Source organism: Flavobacterium chungangense LMG 26729, assembly GCF_000735715.2.
In the GTDB taxonomy this organism is placed as follows: Bacteria; Bacteroidota; Bacteroidia; order Flavobacteriales; family Flavobacteriaceae; genus Flavobacterium; species Flavobacterium chungangense.
The window spans coordinates 96289-112606 of the sequence record NZ_JASY01000003.1 but is presented as its reverse complement, the minus strand read 5'-3'; the positions used below and the strand labels follow the sequence as shown (position 1 = coordinate 112606).

General features: G+C 32.0%; 15 protein-coding genes. 2 read left to right on the top strand and 13 right to left on the bottom strand.

The window, feature by feature from the left end; genetic code table 11:
• Positions 1 to 13: 13 nt before the first annotated feature.
• Positions 14 to 502, bottom strand: a complete 489-nt coding sequence (locus tag JE46_RS08145) for a DNA-deoxyinosine glycosylase (protein ID WP_031454773.1) — start codon at positions 500 to 502, stop codon at positions 14 to 16.
• Positions 503 to 674: 172 nt separating this feature from the next.
• On the opposite strand from JE46_RS08145, the gene JE46_RS08140 reads away from it, so the two are divergent.
• Positions 675 to 1700: a helix-turn-helix domain-containing protein gene (locus JE46_RS08140; RefSeq protein ID WP_031454772.1), complete on the top strand. Its 1026-nt coding sequence runs from the start codon at positions 675 to 677 to the stop codon at positions 1698 to 1700.
• A 116-nt stretch (positions 1701 to 1816) separates the two neighbouring features.
• Here the strand turns inward: JE46_RS08140 and JE46_RS08135 are convergent, their stop codons facing one another.
• The 8 genes from JE46_RS08135 to JE46_RS08100 all read right to left on the bottom strand — a co-directional run bounded on the left by JE46_RS08135 (position 1817) and on the right by JE46_RS08100 (position 13115).
• Positions 1817 to 3295 carry a serine hydrolase gene (locus JE46_RS08135; protein WP_031454771.1) on the bottom strand — a complete coding sequence of 493 codons (1479 nt, stop codon included), beginning with the start codon at positions 3293 to 3295 and terminating at the stop codon, positions 1817 to 1819.
• A 98-nt stretch (positions 3296 to 3393) separates the two neighbouring features.
• Positions 3394 to 3966 (bottom strand): helix-turn-helix domain-containing protein, encoded by a 573-nt coding sequence (locus JE46_RS08130; protein ID WP_031454770.1) that lies wholly within the window; start codon positions 3964 to 3966, stop codon positions 3394 to 3396.
• A gap of 124 nt (positions 3967 to 4090) precedes the next feature.
• Positions 4091 to 5290 (bottom strand): NAD(P)/FAD-dependent oxidoreductase, encoded by a 1200-nt coding sequence (locus tag JE46_RS08125; RefSeq protein WP_031454769.1) that lies wholly within the window; start codon positions 5288 to 5290, stop codon positions 4091 to 4093.
• Positions 5291 to 5341: 51 nt separating this feature from the next.
• A complete protein-coding gene (locus tag JE46_RS08120; protein ID WP_031454768.1) occupies positions 5342 to 8146 on the bottom strand; it encodes an AsmA family protein in 2805 nt (934 codons plus the stop codon).
• A gap of 75 nt (positions 8147 to 8221) precedes the next feature.
• Positions 8222 to 9046: an MlaD family protein gene (locus JE46_RS08115; RefSeq protein WP_031454767.1), complete on the bottom strand. Its 825-nt coding sequence runs from the start codon at positions 9044 to 9046 to the stop codon at positions 8222 to 8224.
• Between the two features lie 17 nt (positions 9047 to 9063).
• Complete coding sequence (locus JE46_RS08110; RefSeq protein WP_031454766.1) at positions 9064 to 9843, bottom strand: ABC transporter ATP-binding protein; 780 nt, start codon at positions 9841 to 9843, stop codon at positions 9064 to 9066.
• Position 9844: 1 nt separating this feature from the next.
• On the bottom strand, positions 9845 to 10603 hold the full coding sequence (locus JE46_RS08105) for an MlaE family ABC transporter permease (RefSeq protein ID WP_031454765.1): 759 nt from the start codon (positions 10601 to 10603) through the stop codon (positions 9845 to 9847).
• A 241-nt stretch (positions 10604 to 10844) separates the two neighbouring features.
• Entirely contained in the window at positions 10845 to 13115 is a 2271-nt protein-coding gene (locus JE46_RS08100) for a glycosyltransferase (protein ID WP_031454764.1), read from the bottom strand.
• Positions 13116 to 13507: 392 nt separating this feature from the next.
• On the opposite strand from JE46_RS08100, the gene JE46_RS08095 reads away from it, so the two are divergent.
• Positions 13508 to 14599, top strand: a complete 1092-nt coding sequence (locus tag JE46_RS08095; RefSeq protein ID WP_031454763.1) for a DNA topoisomerase IB — start codon at positions 13508 to 13510, stop codon at positions 14597 to 14599.
• Here JE46_RS08095 and JE46_RS08090 read toward each other — a convergent pair.
• The 4 genes from JE46_RS08090 to JE46_RS08075 all read right to left on the bottom strand — a co-directional run bounded on the left by JE46_RS08090 (position 14588) and on the right by JE46_RS08075 (position 16251).
• Positions 14588 to 15055, bottom strand: a complete 468-nt coding sequence (locus JE46_RS08090; protein ID WP_031454762.1) for a DUF1440 domain-containing protein — start codon at positions 15053 to 15055, stop codon at positions 14588 to 14590. The two genes, JE46_RS08095 and JE46_RS08090, sit on opposite strands and share 12 nt — an antisense overlap.
• Positions 15056 to 15202: 147 nt before the next feature.
• Positions 15203 to 15574, bottom strand: coding sequence for a VOC family protein (locus tag JE46_RS08085; RefSeq protein WP_031454761.1), 372 nt, complete (start codon positions 15572 to 15574; stop codon positions 15203 to 15205).
• Between the two features lie 76 nt (positions 15575 to 15650).
• On the bottom strand, positions 15651 to 15860 hold the full coding sequence (locus tag JE46_RS08080; RefSeq protein ID WP_031454760.1) for a hypothetical protein: 210 nt from the start codon (positions 15858 to 15860) through the stop codon (positions 15651 to 15653).
• A gap of 10 nt (positions 15861 to 15870) precedes the next feature.
• On the bottom strand, positions 15871 to 16251 hold the full coding sequence (locus JE46_RS08075) for a DoxX family protein (protein WP_031454759.1): 381 nt from the start codon (positions 16249 to 16251) through the stop codon (positions 15871 to 15873).
• Positions 16252 to 16318 lie beyond the last annotated feature (67 nt).

Below are 16318 nucleotides of genomic sequence, written 5' to 3'. Positions count from 1 at the left end.
ATATCATTCAAACCTATATAAATTCTTTGATGGTTTTCCATTCATTCAGCTTTGTGTCAAATGATTTGCCGGCATTGGCAGGACTTGTTGAAGGCATGGTTATAAAATGATAATCAGTGGTTTTTAATGAAACATGTTTTTTAAAAAAGGCTGCTGCTTTCTGTCCGTTAAAAACAATAGTTTTAATATTGGGGTACTGCTTAAAAAAAAGTTCAAAATCATTTGTGATTTCATTTTTAATAGCACTGTCCAGACTTCCAATTCTATCACAAAATTGCAAAACATCCCATAAGGCGATTTTATTTTTCAGTAAAAGGACCTTTCTCATTTTATAATCAGTAGAGAAATCTTCCTCCAAAATTTCAAACATAAACCGCCAGAAATTATTTCTTATATGACCATAATACTGTTGTATTTCAAGTGATTTTGTACCGGGCATTGTTCCTAAAATCAGAATTGTTGCATTGGGTTGAGCAATTGGAGCAAAAGAAAAACTTTTCATATTTAAACGAATAAGAGAATGTTATAGAAGTAATTATAAAACAAAACTCAAAAATTATATAACATAATTAATGGTGTTCTGAACGAATTTTGTAGTTCAGGTTTTTTTCAATTAAAATAATGAATCTGTGTTTTGTTGACTAAAGATATATTTAAAATTTAAATCCGCCCAAATGAAAATAGTAACTATACATAACGATAAGATTAAAAATATATTTGAAGAACTAACATTAAGCTTAGGAGGAGAAATAATTTTTGATTCAGACGAATATGCCTTAGAAGTCAGCAATAATTTTGCCAAAGGCAGCATTGTAGGATCCTCTTTCAGTGATTCAGTTTCTTGTTTACAGTTTGATATGACTTTTTCTGAAGATGTAAAAATCAGTATTGGGAATCCGGATATTTCGCCAGTTTATTTTGCTTATTGTTCTAAGGGAAGTTTATCACATAGTTTTGGAATGTCCGGAGTTGAAAGAAAGTTAAAAAAATTTCAGACTGCGATAGTTTCATCAAAGCAAAAAGAAGATAATATTTTATTTTTCGACAAAAACACCAATACCAGAGTTACTTTAATTGTAGTAGGAACTCAAAATGCTGATACATCTGAAAATAATTTTTTCAATTTTAAAGTAAAAGAAACTTTCTTTGAAAAAAACAGGGATGGAAATTTTTTCTATCTCGGTTCATATAATTTGAAAATAGCAGAAAAAATAGAACAATTAAATGCTGTTACCCAAACCGGAATTGTTCGGAATTTGTTGAAAGAAGGTATTTTGAAAATTATTCTGGCAATGGAGATTCAGCAGCATTCTGATGATATGAATAATTGTTTGAAAGAAACAAACTGCCTTACTCTAAAGGAAATGGAAGAAATAAAAAAACTTTCAGATCTTATAAAAGAAACTCCCGAAGAGCAATTTACCATTAAATCGCTTAGCAAGAAATCAGGTTTATCACCAAACAAACTGCAGGAAGGTTTTAAAATGATCCATGACAGAACGGTCAACGATTTTATCACTCATATGCGAATATTAAAAGCCGAAATTTTAATTAAAAACTCAGATTTAAATATTTCCGAAATAGTGTATTGCATTGGTTTTACAAGCAGAAGTTATTTTTCTAAAATCTTCAAGCAAAAATTCAACTGTAGTCCAAAAGAATATAAATTCAATCAAAATCAGTTCGCTATTACCGCATAACTACTTTTTTCCCCAATTAGAATTATCTAAAAATTAACCCTGGTCTAATAATTCAATCAGGGTTAATTTTTAATGCATTGTAGTTTTAAAATGGTCAAAAAATTATGGGTAGTTTTTTATTTTGTTTCGATGTCAAATATTTTTTGTCCTTTATCTCCTAAATAATGTTTTAGTAAAGGTTCATATAAGTTACCACCTGTGTCCGAATTGGTAAAAATCAAGAGGCCTTGTTTTGTCTTTGGAAGAATAAATACAATTGTTTGAACACCATAGTCAGAACCTCCGTGAGATAATGCATATTCCTGATTGCCCAAATCATAAATTTCAAATCCCAAACCAAAATGTTTTCCTTTTCTACTTGCTGTCTGAGGTGAATTCATTTCATTAAAAACTTCTTTAGAGAGTCCCTCTGCGTTCATTACATTTACTAAAAAGTTTCCGTAATCTGCAATTGTAGTTAATAAGTCGTCTGCTGCATTTGGTGTTTTGTTTTTTACTGTTTCATAAGCATTACCCTCTTTATCATAGCCAACAGCAAGTCTTGATACATCTACATTTTTATCCCAGATATATTTTGTATCAGCCATATTTAATGGTTTAAAAATGATTTCATCGGCTAATTCCTGAAGTGATTTTTTGAATTTTTTTTCCAATGCTTTTCTTAAATATTCCATTCCTTCACCTGAATATTGATATTTTGTTCCAGGCTCAAACTCAAAACCAAGTTTTTTATCTTCGTTCATCCATCGCCAATTTGAAAAACCTGTCTGATGGCTCAAAATAAGCCTTGTTGTAAGTTTTTTATTTCTCGGGTCGTTTGCAATATCCGGATCAGTCCAATATTTATAAATAGGTTCATCTAGTTTCCATTTCCCTAAACTCACCAATTTTAAGGCAACTATTGCAGTAACAGGCTTGGTTAAAGAAGCTACATTAAAAATAGTATTGTAGGGTGCAGAGATACCTTTTGTAATTTCTCCAAAAACCTTTATCTGTTTCAGTTTTCCATTTTCAATAATTCCTAATCCTAATGTTGGTACATTATTGTTTTTCAGCCATTTTTCAATTTCGGTATCGTTATCAAAAATTGGTTTTTCTATTCGTTTATTTTCATATGGCTGATGATCAAAACTAAATGATACAGCTAATTTCCATACATCATCTTCTAATTTCCAAAGATTACTGAATTTTGCAATTCCGCTTTGAGTTTCCCGTTTTTCAGAAAACAGATGTTCTCCATTATGCACCGCTCCATAGAGTATTCCATTTTTATAAAGCGGAAAAATCTGCGTACTTTCCTTTACTAAAGTTCTTTTTACCTGACGAGTTTCAGGACTTTTGCAAAGCCCGTTTTTTAGATCAGAAAGAAATTTTGCTTTATCAGAAAAGCCGTCTTTGTCATGGTAAAATTTTAGATTTTCACTCAACAAAATTTCGAACTGTTTTATATCACAGGTATTAAAACCAATATTGAATAGTAAACTGTCTTTTGACAGGATTGTTTTATAGAGAGCTGAATTTTTGTCAACCTGAGCTTTACTGTTTAGACTAAAAATAAAAGCAACGATAATGCTTAAGAGAATTTTTTTTGCCATAATAAATTTTGTATAATTATTTTTGACAAAGGTTAAAAACTCCTCTTTGCAGACCTAAAATTCTACCCGACAATAACCCGACAATAATCCGACAGGATTTATATCATGTTGAAATTCAGTTTGTAATGAAGCTTTTTGGTCTTGTCGATTTCTATTGCATTCCGAAGAACAATAAATACATTAGACAAAGCAATAAGTATCATTAGGATTAAAGTAAACTTGTGGCCAAGTTTCAAAAAAATGCCTGTCATAAACACAATAGGTGCTAAAATTGTCCAAACGATTTGAATTGAAATGAGTTGTTTTGATAAAACGTTTTTTTGTTTCATAGTAAACATCAAAACTAACGGAATAATAATATTTAACGGTGGAGTTATAATAAATGGAATTGAAGACAGGTTGATTAATTTTAGATACGAATAGTTCACCGGAATCGATTCTTCTGAGTTTTCTTTTTCTTCTGCAATTTGTGCAATGTTTTGTTTTGACTCTGTGCTAAGTAATTTGTTTTCTTCTACTTGCAATACTTTTGCCAGCATACGAAGGGTATAGCCTTTGGGATTTTTTCCTGTTTCAATACGTTGAATAGTTCTTACCGAAATTCCTGATTTTTCAGATAATTCTTCCTGAGTCAGATTATGTGATTCTCTTATTACTTTAAGTTTTGACATACGATGGCTATTACTGTTAACAGCAGTTTGTTCTTTTTATTAATCAATCAGATAAATGTAACTGATTTGAATTACAAAAATAAAAATTTACGGTTTATAGTATCAGGACAATCCTCAGCAAATTTTACCTGCCAAACCTGTAATATTCCAAATCAGGATTTTCTTTGTCTTTAATAGAATCCATAATCGAATTCATTGCCATTATGCTAAAAGTAATTCCGTTACCGCCAAATCCCAAAATATAGTGTTCGTTTTTATCCGGATCCGGTTTCCCAAAATAAGGCAGACCGTCTTTAGTTTCGCCAAATGTTCCAGCCCAGGAGTAATCTATCTTGAAATTGATTCTGGGAAATTTTTTTTGAAATTTATTTAAAAGAAACTTCTCCTTTTTTGGTAGAAATTTGTCTCGTTTTTTTGGGTCTTTAAAATCTTCATCGCCACCGCCCATTATTATTCGATTGTCAGTAGTCGACCTAAAGTATAAATAAGGTTTAGAAGTATCCCAAAAAACAGCATTTTTAAATATACTTGATAAATTAGGAATGCTTTCAGATGCTATAACATATGTACTTTTTAGATTTACGACTTTTTCTGTAAGTGTTTCGGTACTTTCGTAACCGCTGCAATGTATGATATGATCAGCAACGATATTATATTTATTTTCGGTTTGTGCAATCATCTTACCGTTTAAATCCTTGGTTGATGTTATATTGGTACGATCAAAAATTTTCATTCCGTTTTCTCTGCAATAAACAAATAAATCGTGCGCAAACCTATACGGATCTAATACAGCCGCAGTATTGGATTCGATAGCTGCGAGAGCATTTAATCCAAATTTTTCCAAATCCCATCTTTCTAGCCAATTTACATCAAAGCCATACTTTTTTCTTGCAATAAATTCATTTTTTAGAAAAGGAAGGTCTTTTTTAAAAGAACAAAAATAAATACTCTTTTTAAATTCAAATTGGCAGTCACTTTTTATATCATCAATAATGCTTCTTAAATCGAAAATTGCTTTTTTTCCGTTTTTATAGCTGTCAACGGCACATGCTACACCTCTTAAGTTTATTAGCTCATGCAGAGGAACATCAATTTCATATTGAAGCAAGGCCGTACTTGCTGCAGTACTGCCATTAGCTATATCACGTCGGTCGACAAGTACTACCTTTTTTCCTTCATTAATAAGTTTATAAGCGATTAATGCTCCGGTAATTCCACCTCCAATAATTAAAACTTGCGTATTTATATCTGAATCTATGGATGGATAACTCGTATCCATTGCATGTTTTAGTGGCCAGAAACTTTCTGTTGAACGTAATTTCATGTTTTAGTAGGTTTGACAACGATTTATATAAATATCTTTTCGTTGATGTTTTTATTTTGCCTTAACTTTTTCTTTCCTGACTACTTTATTGCTTTTTTCATTGTAGACAGCATCGAGTATTTCTTTTCCGGTTTTACTGAATATTTTTATTTTAGGATCCTCATGAGTACCCGTAATGGTAATTGGAAAACCAATAATTCCAAAAGGAGGGAGTCCTAAACGCATCCTAAGATCTAAAAGTCCATCGAAACTGGTCGTTCCTTTTATTGTGGGTTTAAAACTCGCCACGCTAAAAGTAAAAGGAGTAATGTGGATGAGGTTATTATCAATTCTTGATTTGATTTCAATGCCTTGCATATCAGGGTTATTCAATCCCTCCTGTCCAGTTTTTGAGCTTATTCCGTCAAATAATTTGAGGCCTTTAATTTTTACATCGCGTAAATTTATAGTACCCATTCCTTCAAAAGACTCATAAATAGGGCTCATGTTTCCATTTAAATCACCTTTAATTTTATAATCCACGGAGATAATTCCTTCTGCTTTTTCTGCAGCGGTGACCATATCATGAAACATCGGAATTTCTTTGTAGGCTCTTTGAACGCTAAAATCTTTTGCTTTAAAATGAGCATCAAAACGTGCTGCTGTAGACGATTCATCCTTATAGGAAGCATCAATCACCAAGGCACAGTCAATAATATTGAATACAGCATTTTCTAAATAAAAATTTCCTTTAGAAATACCGGTTTTTCCATTAAGTTTATTAAAAACAAGCCCATTGTATTCAATTTTATCAGCATTTGCAGTAAGCTTTACATTTAAGTTTTTTGGTACAATTACTACTCCGCTTAATTTAGGATGGTCTTCTTTTGCGTAGGCAACTTCTAAATTCCGATCTTTGTTTTCGCCTTTTTCAAGTGCCATAAATTCGTCAACATTTATAAGTTTGGATTTCATATTGAAATTTCCGCTCAAAGTTCCATTAGATTCTAAAAAATAATTGATTGTATTTATCAGATAGCCGTTGATGTCAAAATCGGATTTTCCATAAGAGGCATAAAATTTTTCAAACCACATTTTTTCGTTTTGAAATCTGAAGTTTCCCTGTTTGATAAAAAATGCTTTTGGAAAAAGTTCTGATGTTGTTTTGATATTTTTTAATAAAATAGTGCCCCTGTTATTTAATTTGTCATACTGACCGGATGTAGCGTAACTTTGTTTTCCCTGAAGCGAAAGATCCGCTTTTGCATAACCTGAAATGTTCATTCCCTTTCGGGCAAATACTTTATAAATGTTGCCCACATTAAGTTCACCTTTTACTTTTGCATTATATGCCAGATCATTAAAGTCAGAAAGTGCTACATTTACATACACTGGATTTCCTTCAAAAACAAAAGAAGCTGGCGCAATTGCTACAATCAGATCCTTATAAGTACCGGCTTTGTTAAGTACATTGGCTACAAAAGTAATGTTAGTAACAGGGTTTGGATAGGAATCCGTTTTTAGCCAGCCGTTGTGTAATGCTATTCCGCCTCTTGTTTTAGGAAATAATTTTTTTGAAGCACTAAAAGTGCCCTTTGCCTGAATATCAGTTCTCAGGGTTCCTTTTAAATCGAGAGCATATAATCCCAAAGCAGCATCAAGTGTAGCGAGATCTAATGCTCCTTTTACACTCGCATCTACATTCATTTCGTTAAAACCTTTGCTTCGTAAATAAGCTGTGAAATAATCTTTTTCGCCAACTTTAAATTTGAAAGTTTTTAAATTGATTAAAAGTTTTTCAATTTCAAGTGAAGGCATAATAGCATTCAGATTCATTTGAAAATCCGTTAATGGGGCAGGAGCATTCTGATAATTAATGGCTCCTTCATTAATTTTCAAATTAAAAGCAAGATCCGGTTTTTGCTTTTTAGCGACATTGTAATTTCCTTTAAAAGTAAAAAGTAAATCACTTTTACCTGAAATTTCGGTCTCTTCAAGCCATGTTAAATATTCCGGAGGCATAACCGAGAACAAATCTTTTACAGTTGTATTTTTTGATGCTGCGTTGATATTGATTTTATATCCGTCTCTTAAAATGGTAAATAATCCTGTAAATTCTAAAGGTAATTTGTTGATCTTTAATTCATTTTTTTGAAGAATAAAAGAAAGAGCATGTGTGTTGATTCGGGTAATTAAATCAGCACGCAGTTCTTTTTTTTTAAGATACGCAGTTCTGTCATAATAAAAGTCAATGTTATCAATTTTGGCATCAGTATTCAAGTCGAAAATATCTTCACTTAAATTTCCTTTTCCAATGTAGTTAAAGCCTTTTGCATCTATCAGTATTTTAGCCGAACGATCATTGTATTTTACATGACAGTCTTTTAAATCAATGCGCTCCAATCGAATTGCGGTTCCTTCTTCGGTAGTGCTGGTGTCTTTTTTAATGTCCTTTGGGGCGATGTAAATATTATAATTGGCTTGCCCTTTTTGATTTACCATTAAATTTATATCTGCTTTTGAAACATACAGTTTGTTGATTTTTACTTCATTGTCAAATAATAATCTTTTAATATTTATTCCAAAAGCAACCTGTTCTGCTTTTAATAAAGTATCCTTTTTAAAAGGTGCTGATCCGGTAAGTGTAACGTCATCGAGGGAGACTGTCAATGATGGAAAATGTGTAAAAAAAGAAAATCTGGATCTAGAAAATTCTATTTTGCTGTCAAGTCTTTCGTTAGCAATTTTTTTAACTTCAGAAGCTACTTTTCCGGGAAAAAGTAACGGAATCAAAAATAGTAACAGCAAAACTGATGCTATTACTATTCCTGAAATTTTGGCAATTTTAAGGCTTATATGTTTCAATTTACTTTGCATATAAATATTTTTTATTCACTGCTGGTTGAAAAATTATTGAAGCTTGATCTTCATAAGGAGTAGATTTTGAATCATTTATTTTTTATCTTTTTCTTTTTTGGCTTCTTCAGCCTTTTTTGCTTGTTCCTCTGCTTTTTTCTTTTCTTCTTTTAATTTTTCCTCTTTTTCTTTTTCAAGCTTTTCAAGTTGTTCTTCCTTTTTTTCTTTTGCTTCTTCCAACTTCTCTTCTTTCTCTTTTTCTTTTTTCTTAAAATAACCTTTTAGCAGGAAATTACTTTTAGCAGCTTCCATGTTTTCGCTAAAACCTTTTGTTCCTTTTTCCAGATTGTTAAGTGTTTTATCCATAGCATTTGCCATTCCCGGATCACGAATTAGTTTTGCCAAAGCACCATTTCCATTGTTCATACTATGACTGAAAATGGCCAATTCTTCAGAAATTACGCCTACATTATCCATGCTTTTTTTGACACTTTTCATGATGTCGTTCATTTCAATTCCACTTAATGAGGCAATTTGTGCATTATTTTCAACTATTTTTTGCGATTTGACACCAGGTGTGATGGTCAATACTTTATCACCCATTAAACCATCAGAACCAATACTGGCTTTGGCATCTGTTTTAATAAATTCGCGAACATCATCCTTAATTATCATTCCCACTACAACAGTAGAGTCGTTTACCAGCTGAATTTCATCTATAGTGCCAATGTTGATACCGGAGAATCTTACGTTATTACCAATTTCTAAACCACTCACGGTTTTAAAACTTGATGTAATGCGGAAGGTAGAACCAAAAAGATTTTTTTGTTTTCCGATAAAATAGACCGCCAGTATAAAAAGCAGCACACCTATTGTTACAAACATTCCTAATTTCCAAGTATATCCAGATTGCTTCTCCATGATTTTGATTTTATATTTTATTCAAAGAATGAGCGTACCCATTCATCTTCACTTTTTTCTAATTCTTCGTAAGTTCCTTCTGCCTGAATTTTACCTTCTTTTAATACAATTATACGATCTGCAGTCAATTTTGCACAGGCCATATCATGTGTGATAATGATAGAAGTTGTTTTACGTTTGTGTTTTATATCCAGTATCAATTCGCTTATTTCTCTTGATGTTATCGTATCCAGACCCGTTGTGGGTTCATCATACAAAATGATTTCGGGCTTTAAAATCAAGGTGCGGGCAAGTCCAATTCTTTTGCGCATTCCTCCGGATAATTCTGAAGGCATTTTATCGATTGCCTCACTTAAACCTACATTATCAAGAGCTTCAATAACTTCTTTCTCTACTTCCTCAGGTTTTAAGTCACGTTTGTGTTTTCTTAGTGTAAAAGCCAGATTTTCTCTTACGATCATGGAATCGTACAAAGCACCACTTTGAAATAAAAAACCAATTTTGACTCTCATTTCGTTTAATTCTGCTTTTGGAAGCTCTAAAATGTTTTCGCCAAATACATTTATTTCGCCTTTATCAGGTTGTATTAAACCTACGATGCACTTTATCGTTACTGATTTTCCTGAACCGGAACGTCCTAAAACAACTAAATCCTCGCCTTTATAAACAACAAAATCTACCCCTTTGAGAACATGATTATTTTTTCCAAAAGTTTTGTGCAAATCTTTGATTTCTATAATGGCTTGTTTATTGTCTGTCTTAGTCGCCTCAGTTGTTATATTTTCTTCTTTTATCATCTTAAAAAAATAAATCGGTTACTTGAACAGCTAACATGTCTATAATAAAAATGCTTAAAGAAGCGGTGACTACAGCAGAATTCGCTGCTTTGCCCACACTTTCTGTACCGTTTGTGGCATTAAAACCTTTGTAGCATCCAATCATTCCAATAAAAAATCCAAAGAAAAAAGTTTTGATTGTCGCCGGAATCAAATCCAGGAACTCAAGTGATTGGAATATTTTGGTGATGTATCTGTAAAAGCTAACATCTCCATGAATATTTATACCCACATATCCACCAAAAATTCCAACAGCATCTGCAAAAAATACGAGGATCGGAACCATTAAAGTGGTAGCTAGAATTCGGGTCACCACTAAATAATTGTAAGGATTAATAGCCGAAACTTCCATGGCATCTATTTGTTCTGTTACTTTCATGGAGCCTAATTCGGCACCTATTCCGGATGATATTTTTCCTGCACAGATCAAAGCAGTAATGACCGGAGCAATTTCACGAATTAAAGAAAGCGCCACCATTCCGGGAAGCCAGGATTCAGCACCAAATTTTACTAATGTTGGTCTTGATTGTAAAGTAAGTACCAAACCCATGATAAAACCTGTTATAGCCACCAATGGTAAGGATTTATATCCCATAACATAACATTGTTTCAGAAATTGTCTGGTTTCATAAGGAGGTATAAAAACCTCTCTAAAAAACCGCGTTGCAAATACAGTTGCATTTCCGATTTCTTCGAATGTATTTTTTAAGGTGAGTATCAAAATGTTTCGTGTTTAAAGTTGTGTATAAGCTGAAAATCAGTTTTTTAACAGTTTGTGCTTCTTTTTTTATTATAGATGAAAGTTACCTCTATACTTGTTAAAATTCTTTACACAACTTTTAACTAACCTTATATAATTTTCATTCTGTATACTATTTATATTAAAATGCCGTTTGCGTAATTTGCTTAACAAAAAAATCCCTTTTCGTTAAAAAAGGGATTGGTTTACAATGTTTTAGTTTTTATGAATTGATAATCATATCTGCCTTTGTTTTGATCAAATCAATTACCCGTGATTCGGACTCCTTAAAATTTTCCATCAATAAACGAGCAGTTAAAAAACAAACTGTCGATTCAGCTCCCTGGTTTAGGTTTACATTTTCTTTTTCAAGACCATCATAACCGCCGCCGCTTATAGGATTGTACATAATTTGATTTAAATGATTTTTTCCTAAAAACCAATTAAAGGCCGTCTTCATATATTCTTTATGCAACGGATTTTTAAAAGCTGTGTAGAAAGAATTTAAAGTCTGAATAATGTAAGAAACATCAATAGGCTGCTCGCCATACTCCTGTGGTTGAGAATCTTTATGATACCAGCCATTATTTGAAATTACTTTGAAACCTTTTTTAGTAAACATTTTTGAAAGTAAAAATTCAAGCGATTCTAATGCTATTTTTTTATAAATAGGTTTGTTTGTAACCAGATAGGCAAATAACATTGATTCCGGTAAAATACCGTTTCCGTATGTCAGATAATTTTCAAACCATTTCCAGTCTTTTGTTGCATGAATTTCGTAATTGGAAACCAATTTTGAATTCAGTTTATTTATAATTGCAGATACATATAAATTTGGAATTGTGCTGTTGTACAGGTAAAGTCCTTTAGTCGCAAAACCAATTGAACGGGGAGACTCGATAGTTTCAGCCCATTTTAAACTGTTTAAAAAGCTAGTTGAGGCCTTTTGAACGATTCCTTCGGGTAAAATATCTTTTATTGAAATCAAACTTCCCAGGGCCCAAACACCTCTTGCATTAGAATCTTCAAGATTTACTTCTGCATTTTGCTCCATATGCTCTCTATTATATTGATCTATATAGTTTGTAAAATCTCCTTCCGGATTTTGACAGCGGATGATAAAATCAAGATAAATTAGTATATAAGGTAAATCGGCTTTGTCGTTTGTCAATTTATAATGCATGCAAAGTGCCACCAATGCTCTGGCGTTGTCATCTAAAGTATAACCTGTTGATAAATCAGGAACAGAAATTTTACTAAACTGAATAATTCCTAAATCGGTTGTCATTTTTTTAACATGAGCCAATTCAATAGAAGGGTAGTTAAATTCAATTTCTGAAGGGTTAACCATTAGGTTTTTATAGGTTTCCATATGTTTTATGGCAACATTTTCCCAAGATGAAGCTCTGGTTTTACGAAAAGCATTAATACCCATTTCTTCTCTCAGGCTATCATCAGAAAGCAATTTTATAGCGGCTTCTGCAAATTGATCACTATTTCCAATATCAACTAATATTCCGCAATCAGAAGTTAAAACTTCTACAGTATGAGGAATTTTTGATGCCACCAGAGGACATGCACAACTCATTGCGTAAGCAAAAGTGCCGCTTACAGCCTGATTAGGGTCTTTTGAAGTAAACATGTAAACATCAGTAGCTTTTAGATAGTTTAAAAGCTCGTTGGTATCTAAATATTGATTTATAAATCGAACATTTTTTTCCAGATTTAAATCCTTTACAATACCTTCCAGTTTATCACGATACGCATCTACACCTTCTTCAATCAAATTTGGATGTGTTCTTCCAATGACAAGATATAAAACATTTGGATGGTTTTTGATGATTTTCGGTAATGCGTGTAAACCGGTTTCAATACTTTTACCTTCACCTAAAAGCCCGAAAGTTGACAAAACCATTCTGTCCTGCAAATCAAATTTTGCTTTGGCTTCTTCCGGTTTTTCATAAATTACAATATGGGTTCCATGTGGTACACAAGTAATAATTTCCTTTTGAATGTCATAATCTTTCATCAGAATTTCCTGAGATTTTCTTGTCATTACAAAAACTGAATTGCTGTAAGAAAGTAATAGCTTTACAAAAGTCTTTAATTCACTATTTGGATTTTGAATTACACTGTGAAAAGTAAATGTTACAGGCTTTTTTATCACATTTAGAAAATCTAATAAATGATCTCCATAGTTACCATCAAATAATCCAAACTCATGTTGAATATGAATCAATTTTACAGCATCATCATTGTTGATTTCATTTGCAACACGTGTATAATCTTCTCTGTTTTTAGTATTTAATGTGTAGGCCTGAGTTGGGGTTTCTAAAGGAGATTTTACCAGCTCGCAAATTTCACAGGTAATTGAATTTCCGTAAACATCATTAATTCCTTTTATGGTATCCTGCGTGTAAGTAGCTATTCCACATTGTGTAGGTGGAAAAGTAGACATAAAAATTATCTTTGATTTAGCTTGTATCGTTTTCATAGGAATTATTTTTTAGTTCGTTTAATAAATCATTTTGGTTTATACAGAGAGAATTTTACCATTTAAATGCTTAATGAATTTGTCAAATGTTTTGCTAAGCTTCCATTTTGATTTCTTTTTAAACTCAGTTTTTTGTGGCTAATTTCTTCGATTAAAAATATTTTGTATAAAATTATTCTACAAATAGTCCTATACTTAATCCAATCGGCTAAAAAATTAACTCAAAAGATTTTATATGGGAATTATATAAGAATACCAAAGGGTCTGCATGAACTTTTATAGTCAATAATAAAATCAATAGGATTAAAGCGAATCATTTTATTAAACAAAATTTGTATTGAGCTTAAAAACATTAATTTTTTTTCAGGCTTCAATCAATAATAAAATACATTATGAAGGCTACTACAAAATCTCAGGAAAAATTAATGACCCTTTTAATTACAAAACCTGAATTGGCTATAGAGAAATTAGATCTGGTTTATGTAAGTGATAAATCAATGCCTATAGAAAGATGTAAGGAAGGAAATACTTTTGTTTATAAAAAAAATGGAAGATGTATTAAACAAAAGAGCGAATTAAAACGAATTAATAGCCTGGTGCTTCCCCCTGCCTGGGAAAATGTAAAGATTTCAGAATTATCAAACGGGCATCTTCAGGCTGTTGGTTTAGATCAAAAAAACAGAAAGCAATATCGGTATCATCCGAAATGGAATTTAATTAGAAACCAGACCAAGTTTTATAAAATAGCAGATTTTGGAACAAGATTGCCTGCTATAAGAAAACAAGTCGATGCCGATTTAGAAAAAAAAGAATGGTCTAAAAATAAGGTTGTAGCACTCGTAATTCGTTTAATGGAGGAAACCCATATCAGGATAGGAAATGAAAAGTACGCCAAGGACAATAAATCGTACGGACTTTCTACTTTAAGAAAAAGGCATATTAATATCAATAAAGATGCAATACGTTTTGAATTTATAGGAAAAAAAGGAAAACAGCATTCAATTACGATCAGGAATAAAAAACTGATTAAACTAGTTAGTAAATGCGAGGAGATTCCAGGTTGGGAAGTTTTTAAATATTATGATGAGAATGGGGAGCGAAGAATCCTGGACAGCCATATGGTCAATGTATATCTCCATGAAATATCAGGCGAATATTTTAGTGCGAAAGATTTCAGGACCTGGTCTGCATCTGTGATTTTCTTTGAAACCTTAATGGAATTAGGTATTACTGAAGATGAAAAAGAAATCAAAAAAAATATTCTTACGGCCTATGATGCTACAGCAGAAGCTTTAGGAAACACAAGAACTGTTTGTCGAAGTTATTATGTACATCCTTTAATAGTGTCGACGTATGAAGACGGATCGATTAAGCAATATTTTGAAAAGGTTAAAAATTGCCGCAGTAATGAACAATATTTTTCACATACAGAAAGAGCATTTTTAGAATTAATTCAGGATTATCAGCCTGAATTATCTATTTGAAGAATAATATTTTCGTGTTATAAATGCAATAGGAAGTCCGATGCAGAACATCAGAATTAAAATTGAAATGATTAAAGTAAAATCCAGATGTTTCTCTGGCAATGCAGGAAATGCAATTGGCAAAACAATAAGATTCATCACAATCCAGACAAAAAATCCGTAAAGCAATCCCGAAATTAAAGGGTTCCTTTTTAAAAACGGCAAATAAGGATAAATTACAAAATAAAACCATGCAAAAGTCATGGCTATTAAGAAGTGTAAACTGAGTCCGTACCAAGCCATTTTTGTGCCGCCTTCGTATGCTTCTTTTTTAAAAATACCACTGGCGATAGACTGAAGGAGTTTTATTGGCGTTGTTTTTTGCAATATAAATCCATAAACCACAATTGCAGCAGTAACATCTAAAGTACCTGCAATTAAACCCGACAAAAAAATAGTTTCGGTTTTTGATTTCATATAAATTTTCTTTTACAGATTTATACGCTAATTTACAATTTATTTAAATATTTAAAATGTTATATATTTGATTTACATTTGTTTATGTTTAGTGGGATGTGAAATAAAATCCATTACTGAATGATGGATTTTTAAAAATCCGATGAATCATACAGATGTAATCCACCACACATTCCCAAACGGATCTGTTACGCCGCAAGTTCTGCCGTAGTCCTGATCGCTCAGTTTCATTAAAGAAACAGCACCGTTTTCTAATGCTTTTTTATACGTTTCATCTGCATTTGGAACATATACAAATAAATTTGCAGTTTGTTTTGCCCAATCTGTAATTTCATCAGTTACCATTATTGTACTTCCGTTTAGGGTAATTTCGGCATGCATAATAGTTCCGTCTTCCCGAAGTGATTTAGTATTGGTTTCAGTTGCACCAAAAACAATTTTTGTAAAATCGATAAATTTTGAAGCCCCTTGTAAAATTAAATAAGGCATTATTGTCTGATGTTCTGCCGGTATATTCATTTTGTAATATTTTAAAAATTAGTATTCTTAAAATTACAATTTTTATTTTATGTTTTATAATCAGTTGATTACGAATTTACAAGAGTACTTCACAATGAAAACCATGCGAATTTAAAAGTTCGATTATTTTATGACTGGAAATAGATGAAGCATGGATTCGCAAAATCTTATCACAATCCTCAAGATCAAAGTTGATAGTGCTGTTTGGAAAATATTCAAGAAGTTTCCCAATAATTATATTGCATTGTTCGGCTTCCTGAATATTTGTTTTGAAAACTTCTACCATGATTTATGGTTTATAAAGCGTTGTTTTTATACCGGTTTATTTTGTGATAATAGATATAGGATATTGCTAAAATCACCAGTACAATCAGCGGGAAAAAGCCATCAAAAGTAACTCCGTCAACCGCAAAATGACTAATGGAAGCAAAGATAAAATCGAAGCCAAAACCTGCATAAGCCCACTCTTTTACATTCCCGGGAACTTGCGGAATGATTAATGCCAGAACACCTAAAATTTTGAAAACAACTAATGCATTTCCAAAATATTCCGGATAGCCCAAATGTCTGATTCCTTCTTTAGCCATTTCTGATTGTGATGTCAATGCAGGCATAACGCCTTCAAATAGAAAAATAAGAATTGTTGTCGTCCAAAAAATAATTTTAGCTTTTTTCATGAAATAGTTTTTAATGGTTATCAGTTAATGTAATACAAAGTTACACGTTTTGTATTCTGATAAAACG

Excerpts from the sequence above, each read along its gene's own strand:
- JE46_RS08090 (WP_031454762.1), bottom strand. The coding sequence starts at position 15,055 with ATGAAATCAAAAACCGAAACTATTTTTTTGTCGGGTTTAATTGCAGGT.
- JE46_RS08145 (WP_031454773.1), bottom strand. The coding sequence starts at position 502 with ATGAAAAGTTTTTCTTTTGCTCCAATTGCTCAACCCAATGCAACAATT.
- JE46_RS08120 (WP_031454768.1), bottom strand. The coding sequence starts at position 8,146 with ATGCAAAGTAAATTGAAACATATAAGCCTTAAAATTGCCAAAATTTCA.
- JE46_RS08075 (WP_031454759.1), bottom strand. The coding sequence starts at position 16,251 with ATGAAAAAAGCTAAAATTATTTTTTGGACGACAACAATTCTTATTTTT.
- JE46_RS08095 (WP_031454763.1), top strand. The coding sequence starts at position 13,508 with ATGAAGGCTACTACAAAATCTCAGGAAAAATTAATGACCCTTTTAATT.
- JE46_RS08115 (WP_031454767.1), bottom strand. The coding sequence starts at position 9,046 with ATGGAGAAGCAATCTGGATATACTTGGAAATTAGGAATGTTTGTAACA.
- JE46_RS08140 (WP_031454772.1), top strand. The coding sequence starts at position 675 with ATGAAAATAGTAACTATACATAACGATAAGATTAAAAATATATTTGAA.
- JE46_RS08100 (WP_031454764.1), bottom strand. The coding sequence starts at position 13,115 with ATGAAAACGATACAAGCTAAATCAAAGATAATTTTTATGTCTACTTTT.
- JE46_RS08125 (WP_031454769.1), bottom strand. The coding sequence starts at position 5,290 with ATGAAATTACGTTCAACAGAAAGTTTCTGGCCACTAAAACATGCAATG.
- JE46_RS08085 (WP_031454761.1), bottom strand. The coding sequence starts at position 15,574 with ATGAATATACCGGCAGAACATCAGACAATAATGCCTTATTTAATTTTA.
- JE46_RS08130 (WP_031454770.1), bottom strand. The coding sequence starts at position 3,966 with ATGTCAAAACTTAAAGTAATAAGAGAATCACATAATCTGACTCAGGAA.
- JE46_RS08110 (WP_031454766.1), bottom strand. The coding sequence starts at position 9,843 with ATGATAAAAGAAGAAAATATAACAACTGAGGCGACTAAGACAGACAAT.
- JE46_RS08080 (WP_031454760.1), bottom strand. The coding sequence starts at position 15,860 with ATGGTAGAAGTTTTCAAAACAAATATTCAGGAAGCCGAACAATGCAAT.
- JE46_RS08135 (WP_031454771.1), bottom strand. The coding sequence starts at position 3,295 with ATGGCAAAAAAAATTCTCTTAAGCATTATCGTTGCTTTTATTTTTAGT.